Annotated in this window: 11 protein-coding genes; 5 read left to right on the plus strand and 6 right to left on the minus strand. The window is 66.2% G+C overall.

The features are described 5' to 3' along the window. Positions 1–451 precede the first annotated feature (451 nt). From DC347_RS12420 to DC347_RS12435, 4 genes are all read left to right on the plus strand, one after another. A complete protein-coding gene (locus tag DC347_RS12420) occupies positions 452–1,543 on the plus strand; it encodes an SDR family oxidoreductase (protein ID WP_109045659.1) in 1,092 nt (363 codons plus the stop codon). Positions 1,544–1,693: 150 nt separating this feature from the next. Then, complete coding sequence (locus DC347_RS12425) at positions 1,694–3,442, plus strand: ABC transporter ATP-binding protein (RefSeq protein WP_109045660.1); 1,749 nt, start codon at positions 1,694–1,696, stop codon at positions 3,440–3,442. Further along, positions 3,439–5,496, plus strand: a complete 2,058-nt coding sequence (locus DC347_RS12430) for an ABC transporter ATP-binding protein (RefSeq protein ID WP_109045661.1) — start codon at positions 3,439–3,441, stop codon at positions 5,494–5,496. Before DC347_RS12425 ends, DC347_RS12430 begins: the two co-directional genes overlap by 4 nt. A 295-nt stretch (positions 5,497–5,791) precedes the next feature. Beyond that, positions 5,792–6,838, plus strand: a complete 1,047-nt coding sequence (locus tag DC347_RS12435) for a hypothetical protein (protein ID WP_133247088.1) — start codon at positions 5,792–5,794, stop codon at positions 6,836–6,838. Between the two features lie 161 nt (positions 6,839–6,999). On the opposite strand, the gene DC347_RS12440 is transcribed toward DC347_RS12435, so the two are convergent. The 6 genes from DC347_RS12440 to DC347_RS12465 form a co-directional block, all read right to left on the minus strand. Next, a complete protein-coding gene (locus DC347_RS12440; RefSeq protein WP_109045663.1) occupies positions 7,000–8,370 on the minus strand; it encodes a DUF3100 domain-containing protein in 1,371 nt (456 codons plus the stop codon). Beyond that, complete coding sequence (locus DC347_RS12445) at positions 8,367–9,593, minus strand: amidohydrolase (RefSeq protein WP_109045664.1); 1,227 nt, start codon at positions 9,591–9,593, stop codon at positions 8,367–8,369. The genes DC347_RS12440 and DC347_RS12445 overlap by 4 nt, the downstream gene beginning before the upstream one ends. Positions 9,594–9,600: 7 nt before the next feature. Next, positions 9,601–11,148 (minus strand): aldehyde dehydrogenase, encoded by a 1,548-nt coding sequence (locus DC347_RS12450; protein ID WP_109045665.1) that lies wholly within the window; start codon positions 11,146–11,148, stop codon positions 9,601–9,603. Between the two features lie 38 nt (positions 11,149–11,186). Beyond that, positions 11,187–12,098, minus strand: a complete 912-nt coding sequence (locus DC347_RS12455) for an NAD(P)-dependent oxidoreductase (RefSeq protein ID WP_109045666.1) — start codon at positions 12,096–12,098, stop codon at positions 11,187–11,189. Between the two features lie 61 nt (positions 12,099–12,159). Continuing rightward, positions 12,160–13,023 carry a MurR/RpiR family transcriptional regulator gene (locus tag DC347_RS12460; RefSeq protein WP_109045755.1) on the minus strand — a complete coding sequence of 288 codons (864 nt, stop codon included), beginning with the start codon at positions 13,021–13,023 and terminating at the stop codon, positions 12,160–12,162. 214 nt (positions 13,024–13,237) lie between these two features. After that, entirely contained in the window at positions 13,238–13,696 is a 459-nt protein-coding gene (locus DC347_RS12465) for a hypothetical protein (RefSeq protein WP_109045667.1), read from the minus strand. 229 nt (positions 13,697–13,925) lie between these two features. Here DC347_RS12465 and DC347_RS12470 point away from each other — a divergent pair, with 229 nt between their 5' ends. Further along, positions 13,926–15,551, plus strand: a complete 1,626-nt coding sequence (locus DC347_RS12470) for an HNH endonuclease signature motif containing protein (RefSeq protein ID WP_240617775.1) — start codon at positions 13,926–13,928, stop codon at positions 15,549–15,551. Positions 15,552–15,694 lie beyond the last annotated feature (143 nt).

Here is a 15,694-nt window from a genome sequence, read left to right on the forward strand (position 1 = left end):
AGGCACGGGGGGAGGCCCCCAATTTGATGGCCCATGGTCCCGTCCCGGAGTATCTGTAACAGTTGGTCAACCGGCGTAAGCCCGCATTTCGGAGCCGTTGGTCCGTCCTGCGCGGCCGGCTGGCGAGTGCGCTCCACCGGCTTGCCTGGGCGATCGAGCCTGACACCACGGGCACCTTCTAAGCCCTGCACCTCTGCCTGGCCCGAGGCCCCGGCAACCCGGCCCTGGCGCCGGTCATCGCGCTCGCCGAACGGGTCCGGCCCGATGCGCCTGGAACGGCTGCCGGCTAGGGACGGAATATCTGCCGGAGGCTGCGGCTTGTCGCAAGAGGGCCGTCATCGGCACCAGCAGGCGGCCCAACCTCCCGGCGCGAAGCAGCGCGCGGGCCTTCCGCCACAGCGGAAGGCCGCGTCGGCGCGCGGAGACCCCCGGCACCTAGAGAAGGAGCACCATGACCATCGGATCAGGAACAACAGCAGGCAACGGACGGACCGCTTTGGTGGTGGGTGCCACCGGCATCGCAGGATCCGCCCTGGTGGATACCTTGGTGGGCGGAGGCTGGGCAGTCCTTGCCTTGTCCCGCAGGCCCGGAGCCGAGCGCCCCGGCGTCCGGTGGCTCTCCGCAGACCTGACCTCGGCTTCGTCGCTGGCCGCTGTGCTTGGTCCGGAGAATCCGTCCCACGTCTACTTCACCGCCTGGTCGCGGCGGGCCACCGAGGAAGAGAACATCGCCGTCAACGCGGGCATGGTGCGTGACCTCCTCGCCGCACTCCGGGGAAAGGACGTGGCCCACGTCGCCCTGATGACCGGACTCAAGCACTACCTGGGACCGTTCGAAGCGTATGCCGCAGGGGAAATGCCGGACACGCCCTTCCACGAGGAGGAACCGCGCCTTCCGGTACGGAACTTCTACTACGCCCAGGAGGATGAGCTCTGGGCGGCAGCGGCCCGGCAGGGATTCACCTGGTCCGTGCACCGCGCGCATACGGTGATCGGGCACGCGGTGGGCAACGCCATGAACATGGGCCTCACCCTGGCGGCGCAGGCCACCTTATGCCGGGACAGCGGGGAGCCGTTTGTCTTCCCGGGCTCCGAGACGCAGTGGAACGGCCTGACCGACATGACGGACTCAGGGCTGCTTGCCGAGCACATGCTGTGGGCTTCCACCACGCCGGCGGCGGCCAACGAGGCCTTCAACATCGTGAACGGCGATGTGTTCCGCTGGCGCTGGATGTGGCCGAAACTTTCGGCCTACTTTGGCGTGGAGTGGGAGGGCTACCAGGATGCGCCCCGTCCCCTCGAACAGTCCATGGCGGGGCGGGCGGACCAATGGCGGAAAATTGCCGCGGACCACAACCTCAGCGAACCGGAACTGGACCGGGTGGCGTCCTGGTGGCACACGGACGGCGACCTGGGGCGCGGCATCGAAGTGGTCACGGATATGGGCAAGAGCAGGGACGCCGGCTTCACGGGATACCGTCGGACGCTGGATTCCTTCACGGCATTGTTTGACCGTTACCGCGCCGACAACCTGATTCCCTGAGGGGGACGAAAGGCCTCACAAAACGGCCTGCCGTACGCCGTCAGTGAACCCTGAAAGTTCTGGCGGAAACCCCCGGCCAAGTCCCAGTTTCCGGACGTACACTGACTGTCGCACCACGTTTGTGGACACACCGTCAGGTTGGAGCCGCCCATGCTCTGGAAGCTACTCGTTGAATACCTCCGGCCGCACCGGCCGCTGCTGGCCGCCGTCGTGGTTTTCCAGCTGGCGCAGTCCATCGCATCCCTGTACCTGCCCACGCTGAACGCGGACATCATTGACCAGGGCGTGGCCCGGGGCGATACCGGCTACATCCTGTCCACCGGCAGCTTCATGCTGCTGATCACGCTCGCGCAGATCGTGTGTGCCGTCATCGCCGTGTACTTTGGCGCCAAGGCGGCCATGGGCCTGGGCCGGGACCTGCGCGGCGCCATCTTCGAACGGGTGGGTGAGTTCTCCGAGCAGGAAGTCACCAAGTTCGGGGCTCCCAGCCTCATCACCCGCTCCACCAACGACGTCCAGCAGGTCCAGCAGCTAGTGCTGATGTCCGCCACGCTGATGGTTGCCGCGCCTATGCTCAGCATCGGCGGGGTGATCATGGCCATCCGGCAGGATGCCCAACTGTCGTGGCTCATTGCGGTGTGCGTCCCGGTGCTGCTGATCGCCGTCGGGCTCATTGTCACGCGGATGGTGCCGCTGTTCCGCAAGATGCAGGCCCGGATCGACACCGTGAACCGGGTGCTGCGCGAGCAGCTCACCGGTATCCGGGTGGTGCGGGCGTTCGTGCGCGAGGACATGGAGACGGAACGGTTTGCCGGTGCCAACAGGGACGTCACGGAGGTCGCGTTGCGTGCCGGCCGGCTGATGGCGCTGATGTTCCCTGTGGTAATGCTGGTCCTGAATATTTCCAGCGTGGCGGTGATCTGGTTCGGTTCGTTCCGGATCGAGGACGGGTCCATGCAGGTGGGCACCTTGATCGCGTTCCTGAGCTACCTGATGCAGATCCTGATGTCAGTCATGATGGCCACCTTTATGGCCGTGATGATCCCGCGTGCGTCGGTGTCAGCAGACCGGATTGGCGAGGTGCTGGGCACCAGTTCCAGCGTCCTGCCGCCGGAGAACCCGGTCACCAGCGCGGCGTTCGCCGGCAAGCCGCGGCGCGGCGAGCTGGAAATGCGCGACGTCGGGTTCGCCTACCCGGGTGCCGACCAGCCGGTCCTGTCCGGGATCAGCTTCACCGCCCGCGCGGGGGAGACCACGGCAATTATTGGCAGCACGGGCTCGGGCAAGACCACCCTGGTGAACCTGATGCCGCGGCTGTTCGACGTTACTTCCGGGGCGGTCCTGATGGACGGCGTCAACGTCAGGGACCTGGATCCGGACCTGCTCTGGGGGCACATCGGCCTGGTGCCGCAGCGGCCGTACCTGTTCTCCGGGACTGTGCGCAGCAACCTGCTGTACGGCAACCCGGACGCCACCGAGGACGAGCTCTGGACCGCGCTGGAGATCGCCCAGGCGCGCGACTTCGTGGAGCAGATGGAGGAGGGCCTGGACGCGGCCATCTCGCAGGGCGGCACCAACGTGTCCGGCGGGCAGCGGCAGCGGCTGGCCATCGCCCGGGCCCTGGTGAAACGGCCCGAGCTTTACATCTTTGACGATTCGTTCTCGTCCCTGGACACCGGCACGGACGCCCGGCTGCGCCAGGCGCTCAAGCGCAACACCGCGGGGGCCACCATGGTGATCATCGCCCAGCGCGTGTCCAGCATCGTGGAGGCGGACCAGATCCTGGTGCTCGACGACGGCAGGATCGTTGCGCACGGCACGCACCACGAGTTGCTGGAGACGTCGGAGACGTACCGCGAGATTGTCTCGTCCCAGCTGGCAGCGGAGGAGACGGTATGAGCACGCACCGTGCAGGAACCCGCCCCGCCGGAGCCGGCCCGGGCGGAGGTACGCCTGCTGGAACCGCAGGTGGCGGGAAAGGCGGCCAGGACGCCGTCGTACGCATCCCGCGACCGGCCGGCGGACCCGGACGTGGCGGACCGTTCGCCGGGATGAATGTGCCGGCGGAGAAGGCGATGAACTTCAGCGGCTCGGCCAAGCGGCTGCTGGCCACCCTGCGGCCCGAGCGGCTGTGGCTGATGCTGGTGCTGGTCATGGCCGTGGCGGGCGTGGTGCTGCAGGTGATTGGTCCGCGGCTGCTGGGTGAGGGCACCAACCTGATCTTTTCCGGCGTGGTGTCCAAGCAGCTGCCGCCGGGCGTGACGCAGGCGCAGCTGATTGCGCAACTGAGGGCGGCGGGGGAGAACCAGAAGGCGGACATGCTCAGCGCCATGACGCTGACGCCGGGTGCCGGGATCGATTTTGCGGCGCTGGGCAGCGTGCTGACCTGGGCGCTGGTGCTGTATGTGCTGGCGTCGGCGTTCATGTGGGGGCAGGCGTATGTGCTCAACGGCGTGGTGCAGCGGACGGTGTTCGGGCTGCGCGAGAAGATCGAGGCGAAGATCAACCGGCTGCCGCTGCGTTATTTCGACTCGATCCAGCGCGGTGAGCTGCTGAGCCGGGTCACCAACGATGTGGACAACATCTCGCAGAGCCTGCAGCAGTCCATCAGCCAGGCGGTGACCTCCGTGCTGTCCGTGGTGGGCGTACTGGTGATGATGTTCATCCTCTCGCCCACGCTGGCGCTGATTGCGCTGGTGACCATTCCTTTGACGTTGGGGATCACAGCGCTGATTGCCAAGCGCTCGCAGAAGCTGTTCGTACAGCAGTGGAAGAATACGGGCGAGCTGAACGGCCAGATCGAGGAGACCTACACCGGGCATGCGCTGGTGAAGGTGTTCGGCCGGCAGCGCGAGGTGGGGGAGCGGTTCCGGCAGAAGAACGCGGAGCTGTATGAGGCGAGCTTCGGTGCGCAGTTCATTTCCGGGCTGATCATGCCGGCCATGACGTTCATTGGGAACCTGGTGTACGTGGGAATCGCCGTGGTGGGCGGCCTGCAGGTGGCGTCCGGTGCCATGCAGCTGGGCGATGTGCAGGCCTTCATCCAGTACTCGCGGCAGTTCACGCAGCCGCTGGCGCAGCTGGGGTCCATGGCCAACCTTCTCCAGTCCGGTGTGGCCTCTGCCGAGCGGGTGTTCGAGCTGCTGGATACGGACGAGCAGTCTGCTGATCCTTCTGGTTCTTCGCTGCAGAGTCCGGATGGTGCCGGGCGCGGGCGGCTGGTGTTCGAGGACGTGTCCTTCTCCTACTCGCCGGACAAGCCACTGATTTCGGGGTTGTCCTTGGTGGCGGAGCCGGGGCAGACGGTGGCGATTGTGGGGCCGACCGGGGCGGGCAAGACCACGCTGGTGAACCTGATGATGCGCTTCTACGAGCTGGACGCCGGGCGGATCACGCTGGATGGCGTGGACATCACCACCATGACCCGGGACGATCTGCGCTCGCGGATGGGAATGGTTTTGCAGGATACGTGGCTGTTCGGCGGGACCATCCGGGACAACATCGCGTACGGCCGGCCCACCGCTTCCTCGGACGAGATCCTGGAGGCGGCCCGGGCCACATACGTGGACCGGTTCGTGAGGTCGCTGCCCGAGGGGTACGACACCGTGCTGGACGACGAGGGCGCGAACGTGTCCGCGGGCGAGAAGCAGCTGTTGACCATTGCCCGGGCGTTCCTGGCCCGGCCGTCGGTGCTGATCCTGGATGAGGCGACGTCCTCGGTGGATACCCGGACCGAGGTGCTGGTGCAGAAGGCCATGAGTGCCCTGCGGTCCGACCGTACGTCCTTCGTGATCGCGCACCGCCTGTCCACCATCCGCGACGCCGACCTCATCCTGGTGATGGAGGCCGGGCAGATCGTGGAGCAGGGGAACCATGCGTCACTGCTCGCCGCCGGCGGGGCTTACGCGCGGCTGTACGAGGCCCAGTTCGCGGCGCCGGTGGCGGAGGTTTAAGGCCCAAGGACTATGGCGGTCGGTCCTTGGTTATGGGAACGGCTTAACAATTACTTGAACCTTCCTGAGTCGGCCTCGTCAACGAAGGATGGCGGCGACAGCCAAGTCTTAGCCTTCAGGACGGGAGTTGCGGCTCAGTACCAGCGGCAGAAATAAATGCTGGGTTTAGCTGATATCAGCACGTCATGAACCAAAGCTGTGCTTTAGACTGACTGCAGAACTTACATTACGGGGGAAGACTGTGCCTACTGCTTTTGTCATAATGCCCTTTGGTGCTCGTTTCGATCCTGTCTTCATGAAGCTTATTTCGCCCCCTCTTGTTAACGCGGGTTTTGAAGTCAGCCGAGCCGACCTTACTATCAACCAGCACCAGATACTTAAAGACATCGTGGTCGGCATTGCTAAAGCAGATATAGTGATTGCCGACGTGACCGACTTGAACGGAAACGTGATGTACGAGCTTGGACTGGCGCATGCTATGGGACGCCGTACGGTTATGATTACCCGCGATATAGAGTCGTTGCCCTTTGATCTACGTGCTTACCGTGCAACTCAATACTCAACCGAGTTTGATGAAGCTCCGAAGCTGATGGAACTTATAGAGTCTGTGGCTCGAGGTGTATTGGACGGCTCTGCTGAATTTAGCAACCCAGTACAAGACTTTGCTCCGGAAGTTCTCGGCAAATCCGAACAGGTTTCGGTTGCCCCTGTATCGCTACCCCTCAAGGCGGGGCGGGGAAGCTCAGAGGCTGTAGCCGAACCTCCGCCCGCAGGTTTGTTGGATATCATCGTTGAACTGTCTGAAGAGGGCGATCTGCTGCAGGGTAGTACCCAAGCGATATCTGAAGCCACTGTCAAAATAGGTGAGACCGTTGCCGCGAGATCCGCGCAAATCGAAAAGACTAATAAGAACCTTGGCGCTAAAGCCGCGCCAGTCCTACGCCAGTTGATGAAGGAGACGGCCAAGGACTTCCAAGATTTTAATGAGCGGCTTGTGCCGCAAAACGAGTTATTGAGGGAGTCGGGGACTAAAATTGGTCATCTCACTAACTCTTTAGCGCGGCTCCGAAATGCGACATCGGAAGAGGAAGTGAAGCGACTTCGCGATGAGATTGATTCGCTGACTAACGCCGAGGCGCAATTTGCCGGAGCACATGCGAGCGTTACCGCGTTCGCTGAAGTTCTTCTCGGCTTGCCCAACATGGAAAGGACTCTGAGTACGGCAGTCCAGGAAACCACTGTATCGGTGCTTGATACCGCCGGCATCATCGAGCTTCTTCGAGCGGAGTTTGCGAGGGCTCGGAGTCTTATGGAGGAGAAGCTAAATAGGGTTGGGGTATGACGTAGCAGACCGTGCGACTTTCGTGTTCGGGAATCAATCTGGACCAAATGCGCAGCGCCACTATCCTTTCCATTGGCCAAAACAAAAGCGGACGACGACGGGTGCCCACCCGCCGTCGTCCGCTCCGCCCAAGCCCCCAAAAGGCGGCCCATGAAACTACCTCAGTGCCACAACCCCAGCGCGAACTCTGCGATCACCGTGGACAGCAGGAACGACGCCGTGATGGCCACCAGTCCCACCGGAATGATCTTCCAGCCGATGTTCTTCAGCAGCGGGATGTCCTTGCCGAGGGACAGGCCGGCCAGGGTCAGCATCACGGTGGCGATGGAGAGGAAGTCCACGGTCTTGACCGCCGCGTTCAGCGCCTCGGCCCCGAAGAACCACGGGCTGGAGATGTACGCGCCGATGGTCGTGATGAACACGATCGCCGAGATCTTACGGGTGACCTTGGCCAGCCCAATGCTCACCAGGACCAGCGCCAGCAGGATCACGTACCCCAGCACGATCGAGAGCGACAACCCCTTCGCCGCAACGGAAGCAGTTCCAACACCCAGCACCGTCAGCACGGACAGGGAGAGCCACAGCGGCAGCTTCATCTCGGCCGAGGACTCCGCCACCCGCTCACGGAACAGCCGGTTCTCCTCAGCCTGGGCGGCCTCGCGCTCGGCGTCGGCAGCAGATACAGCGGGAGCACCAGCACCGGCAGCAACCACCTCACGGCTCGCCTGCTTCCGCGTCAGCACCCGGTAGAACTTGTCCGCCAGCGGCAGTGCAATGTAGATGCCCACATACACACCCAGCACCGTGGTGATCAGGTTGGACACGGCGGCCATGCCAAGGACAGCGTCCTGGTCGCCCGGGTACGCCGCGGTGATGCTCGCAACGGACGCAGCCATCATGGAACCGGACCCCACGCCGGCACCCATGGCCAGCGCCAGCGGATCGAAGATCTTCCAGTTGGCCACCAGCGAAGTCAGCAGCGTGATGAAAACGGCACCGAACAGCGTCCCGAACACATACATGGCCAGCACGCCGCGGTACTGGTCAGAGTCCGGCCCGTACTTCTCGGACACCATGGCGAAGGACGGCTCACGGTCCAGCGAGAACGTGGCACCCACCGTCGCCTTGCCCATCCGCAGCAGCACAGCCAGCGGCAGCGCCAGCACGATGGTGCCCAGCAGGTGGCCCACCTCCTGCAGCAGCAGCGCCGGGCCCGCCTTCAACAGGGTGGGCAGGCTGGGGCCGATGTTGAACGCCAGCCGCGCCACCAGCAGCAGCACGGCCACGCCCACCAGCGCCGCCGCCACCCGCTGCAGGTCGATGCCCAGCGGCTTGAACTTCTGGATGGACACCAGCAGGCCCAGGATCAGGCCCCACACCATGGGGAAAATGATGATGGCGCCGATGCCCAGGTCGATCTTCGCCTGCCCGATGAACTGGACGGCGAGGGCAATCACGAACGCCAAAGCGGCAATGGGGATGGTCAGCCTGGTGCCGGCCTTATCGGTCCGGGCTGTTGTGACAGTGCTCATGATGCGCCTTCCTGGGTGAAAGTACGACGGCGGTACGCCGCTTGGGTGAAGCGTTGACGTTGGGAGGGGGTTGAGGCAGCCGCGGCAACGGTCCAGGCCAGCGCGGTGCCGGCCTCGAACATCACCCCGTACGCCTGCGGAGTGTCCGCCAGGGCGGCGAACGCGTGCGAATGGATGGGAACGTCCGCACCGGGAATGCTCAGCCACGGGTGCAGGGACGGGATGACCTGGGAGATGTTGCCCATGTCCGTGGAACCGCCGCTCAGGCCTGCCGCAGGGGAGGTGTCCTTGCCGAACGCGTCCATCGCCGCCGTCCAGTGCGCGGCGAGGTCGTCATCCTGGATCAGCGGTTCGTACAGCGGTTCGGTGTCCTCGAACGCCAGCGTGGTGCCGGTGGCCAGCGCCGCCCCTTCGAAGCAGCGCCGCACCCGCACCAGCAGCGCCTCGAACTCGGGCAGGGTGAAGGCCCGGCACTCGAACTCCACCACGGCTTTCTCCGGAATGATGTTGGTGACGTGGCCGGCCTCCGCCACAAAACAGGCGATCCGGTGGTCGGACGGGATCTGTTGGCGCAGCAGCCCGATCGCCACTTGGCTCAGCACCGCCGCATCGGCGGCGTTCACGCCCAGGTGCGGGGCCGCAGCCGCGTGAGCGGCCTTGCCGGTGAACGTCGCCTTGTAACGGCCCACGGCTTGGGCGCTGGTCCCGGCCGGGTTGTAGGTGACCCCGTCCTGGACCGGGTGGACCATCAAAGCCAGCCCCACGCCGTCCAACGCTCCCTGCTCCAGCATCAGCGCCTTGCCGCCGCCGTGCTCCTCCGCGGGGGTGCCGATGGCCTTGAGCGTGATGCCCAGCTCATCCACGTACGGCTGCAGCGCAAGGGCCGCGGCCACCGACGCGCCGGCGATCAGGTTGTGCCCGCAGGCGTGCCCGATTCCCGGCAGCGCGTCGTATTCCACGCAGAGCGCCACGGTCAGGTCGCCGCTGCCGGCGGTCGCCGTGAAGGCGGTGGGCAGCCCGGCGCTGCCGTGCTCCACCTCGAAGCCGCCCTCAGCCAGCAGCGTGGTGATGGCCTCGGCAGACTTCACTTCCTCGAAGGAGAGTTCCTTGAAGCCGTGGATGTCCTTGGCCAGCGCCTCCACGCGGGGTTTCCAGCGTTCGACGCCGTCCGCCAGGGCAGTGCGCAGCGCACCTGCGGCGGGGGTGGTGTCAGTCGTGTGCACGGGTCTCCTAGTAGGACATGGATGGGAAGGGGGATCCGGCGGCGCGCGTTGGCACCCACACGGCCTTGGTCTGGGTGTACTCGTCCAGCACGCCCGGGCCGGAAGAACGGCCGTGGCCGGAATCCCCGAACCCGCCGAACGGCACCGCCACGTGGATGGTCTTGTAGGAGTTGATCCAGAACGTGCCGGCCTTGACCTCGCGGGCCACGTGGTGGGCGCGGGACACATCCGAGGTCCACACCGCTCCGGCCAGGCCAAAGCTGGTGTTGTTGGCGCGGGCGATGGCCTCTGCCTCGGTATCGAATGCGTCCGCGCCCACCACGGGGCCGAACACTTCGGTGGTTTCCAGCCGGTTCGCCGGGGTGACGCCGTCCAGCAGCGTGGGCATGACCCAGTGGCCGCCTTTCAGCGCCGAGCCGCTCAACGCCTCCGGCAACGCTGACCCGGTGAGGCGACGGCCGCCGTCGTCCATTCCCGCCTCGATCAGGCCGGTAACGGTGGCAAATTGCTGCGCGGTGATGATGGGGCCCACCTCGGTGTCTGCGCTGAGCGGATCACCCACCCGCAGCAGGGCGGCCTTGGCGGCAACCATCTCCACGAACTGGGCGTGCACTCTGCGCTCCACCAGGAGCCGGGACCCGGCCACGCAGGACTGGCCCGCACCCGAGAAGATGGCGGAGATGGCGCCGTCCGCGGCGCGGTCCAGGTCGGCGTCGGCGAAGACGATATTGGCGCTCTTGCCGCCGAGCTCCAGCAGGGCCGGGATGCCGGCCTCGGCGGCGGCCACGGCGACCCGTCGGCCGGTGGGGACGGAACCGATGAAGCTGACTTTGCCCACCCGCGGGTCGGTGGTGAGTGCCGCGCCCACGGTCTGGCCCAGGCCCGCGGCAACGTTGAAGACGCCCGCCGGCAAGCCCGCTTCACGGGCGATCTGGGCCAGCCTGACCGAGGAAGCCGGGGTGAATTCGCTGGGCTTGATGATCACCGCGTTGCCAGCGGCCAATGGGGCGGCAGAGTTCCAGCCGGCGGTGAACAGCGGTGCGTTCCAGGGCGTGATGGCGACGACGACGCCCCACGGCACGCGCTCGGTGTACGTGTGCCAGTTGCCCGGAACGGGGATGGTCTGCCCGGTGAGCTTGTCCGCCCACCCGGCGTAGTACCCGAACATTTCGGCCACCTTGGCCGCCTCTGCCCGGGCGTCCCGGATGGGCTTGCCGGTGGTGGCGGACTCGAGGATGGCCAGTTCCTCGGCGTGCTGCTCCACGGCGCGGCTGACGTTCCGGAGGATGGCGGCCCGCTCGAAACCGTTCAGCGCGCCCCAAATCCGGGCGCCCGCCGTCGAACTTTCCAGGATGGCGTTGGCACCCTCGGCGCCGGGGTCCGCGTAGGTGGCGAACGGCTCGCCGGTGGCCGCTGCGGTGAGCGTGATGCTGTCTCCGCTTCCGGTGGCGACGCGGCCGTCAACGAACGCGCCGAGGCCGCCCGGGAAGGCGGCGTCCAGGACCGACCTGGCGGTGGCCGTGGAGGAGGAGGTGGGTGCTGTGGTGATACTCAAGTTCTTGTTTCCTTTGGGGGCTGTTGTCGCTGCTGGCTCTAGGCGGCGGAGGTGGAGGCCGGGGCGCCGGCCGGGGTGATGGCGGGGGCCACCGTTCGGGCGATCTCGGTGAAGTCAGCCCGCGGGCCAAGGACTGCCAGGGCGTCCTGCCACTGGTTGGCGACGGCGGCCAGGAGCGCGGGCTTCTCGCCGATCTGGGCGGCAACGTCCACGGCAAGGGCGGCGTCCCGGGCCATCAGGCCCATGGAGAAGCCGGAATCGTGCGTGCCGGTGAGGACCCAGTTGGGGTACATGGCGGCCGAGACTTTGCTGCCGCCGGAGGCTCCGCTGATGCTGGCCGCTGCCGTGGCGGGGTCGATGCCGTAGGCCTTGGCCACGCCCAGCGCCTCGCCCACGGAGGCGAGGTTCGCAGCGGCCAGGACGTTGTTGAGGAGCTTGACCACGTTGCCGCTGCCGGGGCCGCCGATGTGGCTGTAGTTGCCGCCGGTGAGCGCCAGCAGAACTGGTTCGGCGGCTTTCAGCGCGGCGTCCGTGGCCCCCACGAAGGCGCTGAGCGTTCCCGTTGCGGCGCCGTCGCGGCCACCGGAAACGGGGGCGTCGATGAATGCCGCACCGGCGGCCTCCGCGAGCTGGGCCATGTGCTTGCTGGTGGCGGGCTCGGAGGTGGTGGTGTCAATGATGGCGACCGTTCCCGGGCTGGCCAGAAGCTGCGGCACGGTGGTTTCGACGATGCCGGCAGCGGGCAGTGAAAGGACTGCGTAAGGTGTTCCGGCCAGGCTGGACAGGGTGTCCGTGGTGCCGATGCCGGTTTCTGCGGCTGCTTGGCGGGCGGCTTCCGAGGGGTCGAAGCCGGTGACGTCCCAGCCCGCCTTGTGCAGGGTGGCGGCCATGGCTCCGCCCATGGCGCCGAGGCCGATGACGGCGACGCGGTTGTTTTGTGGCTCGTTCATAGAGGTACTCCTGGTGGCTGTTGGTGGTTCTGCGTGCCGCGGTTTTGTATTTGCGGCGCAGCTAGTCGAGGTAGATGTCCAGGTCTTTCCAGAGCTGCTGGGTGCGGCGGATGGTGGCCCGGCTGCGCTCCGGATGTGCTGCCTCCATGCCCGCGAGCAGACCGTAGACCAGTGAGTTTGCGGCGGTGACGGACTGGAAGAAGGAGATGCCTTCGGAAGCGACCACCAGGAGGTGGTCCGCGGCGGTGGCCAGGCGGCCGCGGCGCAGGTCGCTGATGGCAACAACCGTTGCGCCTGCCTCTTTCGCGGCTTCGGCGGCGATGATGATCTGCTTGACGGAGCGCCACATGTTGATCACCACCAGGACATCACCGGGCCCAAGGCTGTTGGTGCTGGACGCCAAGTGGGGGCCGGCACGGTTTTCCAGGCTGATCGGGTAACCCATGGTGGAACCCAGGTGGGCCATGACGCTGGCGGGGCCGGCAAAGGAGCCGATGCCGACGACGGTGATGGACTTCGCTGACGCCAGCGCGGCGATGGCCGCCTCGGCTTCCTCGGGGGTGTTCGAGTCCAGCGTCAGGCGGAGGTTTTCGATGTCGTGGGTGATGGCTTCGTACAGCGGGCTGCGGGTTTCGCCGTGCTCGGTAAGGGTGTCCTCGGTGGAGATCATCACCAGGTAGCGGGACCGGAGTTCCCGCTGCAGGTCAGGCCAGCCGCGGTAGCCCAGGTGTTGTGCCGTGCGGACCACGGAGGAGCTGTTCACGTCCGCGCGCTGGGCAATCTCGGCGATGTCCGCGTAGGAGGACAGCTGCGGGTTGCGGCCGATGACCTCCACCACGCGGCTCTGGGCCTTGGTCAGCGCAACGTCCGGCAGGGCATCACCAAGCCACGCGTGGGAGCTGATGCCGGAGCCGTTGCCGTCAATGTCGGCGGCGCGCCCGGGTGCCGGCTCTGCTGCTGACACTGCTGCCGGCTGGGTTGCCTGCCCTGGTGCCTGCTCTTCTGCCTGCTCTGTGGAAGCGCTGGGGTTCACGCTGGTGCCCGTCCTGTAACGCAGATCACTCTGCAAGTTCAATTGCATCTAATGTACTCTGCAATTTCGTTTGCGAACAGTGTTTTGCGTTTCGGGAATGTAAAACCTAGCCTGTTGCGGCCCTTTCAACCGACAAGAGCCTCGCGTAGTTCAAGCACATGCTCGCGCCCTCGTTGGCCGGAACCCTGTTCCCGTCCACGCTTACGTGGTCCCCGTGGGTCAAGACGGAGCCGTCCGGCAAAACCGCAGCCTCCCCGTCCAGGCTGGTGCCCGCCGGAAAGATCAAGGTCCAGTCGGTGCCGTCCTTCCCGAGCAGGATGAGGCAGCCGGCGCCATCCCTGGACACCTGCCCCGCCACCGTGGCTTCCACCCGCGGCCCTGACGGTGCACTCTCGACCGTGAGTGCCTTGGTGCCCCCATCCGAGACGAGCAGCTTGGTGGTGAGCTCCTGCTGGACCGCCGGAGCGGGACTCGCGGCAGCCGGTTGCGCGGGATCCTGCGCTGAACAGGCCGCCAGCGCGAAAAGGGCTGCAACGGCCGTGCCGACGGTAATGATGTGCTTCATTTCTGTTCCCCCTACAGAAAGCTGAAATCCCAGCCTACGGCCCAGAACCCGGATGGGGCAGGCTCCCTTCAGCACCCTGGCGAGGCGTACGACGGCGGGTGGGCACCCGCCGTCGTACGCCTCCGTGCTGCGCGGCTGCTTTGGTACCTCGCGGGCTGTCTGTTCCAGCCGGGGTGCAGGTTGTTGGCGTCACCCCAAAATGTCAGACCCTGCTGCGAAGATTTTGGTTATGGAAGCCGGTGTGGTGGCAGGTGCGGGAGGCAGGGCGGCAATCGCCTCTGCGGTCGCCTCTGTGGCCGGGCTGGTCCATGAATTGGAGCGGGTCGTGGCCGGAGGCAGCCCGGCTGGCGCAGGGCCCGATCCGTTGCGGGAGCTGTCCGACGCCGCCCTTGAGGGACTGGAAGTGCTGGCCCGGATTGAGGCGGCAACAGCCGCGGCCAAGGTCAGGATGATCGCCGTCCACGCTGAGGCGGCAACCCTGTTGGAGGCACCCCCGGTCGGCGCATACAGGGAATCAGCCCAGGAAATGACAATGGTGGCGGAGATCGCCTGCGTACTCACCATCGGCGAACGCGCCGCATCGGCCTTGCTGGGGCAGGCCCACGCGCTGACCACCACGTTGCCGGCGGCTCTGGATGCGTTGCAGGCAGGCACCATTTCGTGGCAGCACGCCCGTGCCGTGGTCGACGAAACCACCGGGCTCGAACCCGCCCGTGCTGCGGCTTTGGTGGCCCATTTCTTCGACCCAGGGGACCCGAACCCTGCCCGCGGCGCAGCGCCCGGCGACCTCGTGCCGTCGCGCTTCCGGCGGAAGGCCCGGGCCTGGCGGGAGCGCACCTATCCGGACTCGTTGGAACAGCGGCACGCTATTGGCGTGGCGGACCGGCGGATGGAATACCGGCCGGACGTGGATGGCATGGCGTGGCTTTCCCTGTACCTTCCCGGCGACACGGCCTGTGCGGTGTGGAACAAGGCGTCCGCCGTGGCCCGCGGGTTGCAGGGCCCCGGGGAGGACCGCACCCTGACCCAGTTGCGCGCCGATATCGCAGCCGCACTCCTGATGGGTGCCAGGGCTGGTGGCGCGGTTGGTGCCGCCTCGATTCCCGGGGCCGCCTCGAACCCCGGGGCTGCCTCGAAGCGTAATGCCGCCTCGAACCCCGGGGCTGGCGACGACGGCCACGATGCCCGCTCGTTCGATGCCGGCAACGGCCCCCATACCGAGGACGGCAACCCTTACGCCGTTGACCTGAGCAGGATTCCCACACCAAAAGCAGACGTCCTGGTCACCGTGCCCGTCTTTTCCCTGCTGGGGCTCACGGATGAACCGGCCGACCTTGACGGGTTCGGTCCCATTCCGGCGTCCATGGCGCGCAGGCTCGTTACGGACGGGGCTGGTTCGTTCTACCGGGTGCTGGTGGACCCGCGGGACGGGGCGCCGCTGGAAATCGGACGCACCAGCTACCGACTGCCGGAAAGCATGAAGCGGTGGATCCGGATGCGTGACGGCAGGTGCACCTTCCCCGGCTGCAGCAACCACACCCAGGACAACGAAACAGACCACCTCACCGCCTGGCAACACGGTGGAACCACTGGAATCAGCAACCTGGGGCAGCTGTGCCCCAAGCACCACCGCCTGAAACACGGCTCCACGTGGACGCCCACCCCGGCAACCATGAACGAGCCACCCGGATGGACTTCCCCTGCCGGCCGTCACTATCCGGCCGAACAACCCGACTGGCAGAAACCGCAATGGCCGCCCGGATTCCCGGCAGCGGAATGGATCGTTCCGCCGGGCTGCCCACCGGGTGGGGCCAGCCCCTTCGAGGAAATCATCGTGGCGTACCTCGCCTCGTGACGCCACGGCACAGAGTTAGAACACTGCTGCGGCGAAACTGCCGCGCCGACGCAGCGGCCGATGCAGCGAAGGGGGGCGACGGCGGATGCGTGCCGTCGTCGTGGGGTTGCTCGGGTCGGTGCCTGGCCGGGGTCTGTCCGGGT

Origin of the sequence: Pseudarthrobacter sp. AG30, from assembly GCF_003116525.1 — a bacterium.
Taxonomy (GTDB): Bacteria; Actinomycetota; Actinomycetes; order Actinomycetales; family Micrococcaceae; genus Arthrobacter.

Excerpts from the sequence above, each read along its gene's own strand:
- DC347_RS12420 (WP_109045659.1), top strand. The coding sequence starts at position 452 with ATGACCATCGGATCAGGAACAACAGCAGGCAACGGACGGACCGCTTTG.
- DC347_RS12425 (WP_109045660.1), top strand. The coding sequence starts at position 1,694 with ATGCTCTGGAAGCTACTCGTTGAATACCTCCGGCCGCACCGGCCGCTG.
- DC347_RS12430 (WP_109045661.1), top strand. The coding sequence starts at position 3,439 with ATGAGCACGCACCGTGCAGGAACCCGCCCCGCCGGAGCCGGCCCGGGC.
- DC347_RS12435 (WP_133247088.1), top strand. The coding sequence starts at position 5,792 with ATGAAGCTTATTTCGCCCCCTCTTGTTAACGCGGGTTTTGAAGTCAGC.
- DC347_RS12440 (WP_109045663.1), bottom strand. The coding sequence starts at position 8,370 with ATGAGCACTGTCACAACAGCCCGGACCGATAAGGCCGGCACCAGGCTG.
- DC347_RS12455 (WP_109045666.1), bottom strand. The coding sequence starts at position 12,098 with ATGAACGAGCCACAAAACAACCGCGTCGCCGTCATCGGCCTCGGCGCC.
- DC347_RS12465 (WP_109045667.1), bottom strand. The coding sequence starts at position 13,696 with ATGAAGCACATCATTACCGTCGGCACGGCCGTTGCAGCCCTTTTCGCG.
- DC347_RS12470 (WP_240617775.1), top strand. The coding sequence starts at position 13,926 with ATGGAAGCCGGTGTGGTGGCAGGTGCGGGAGGCAGGGCGGCAATCGCC.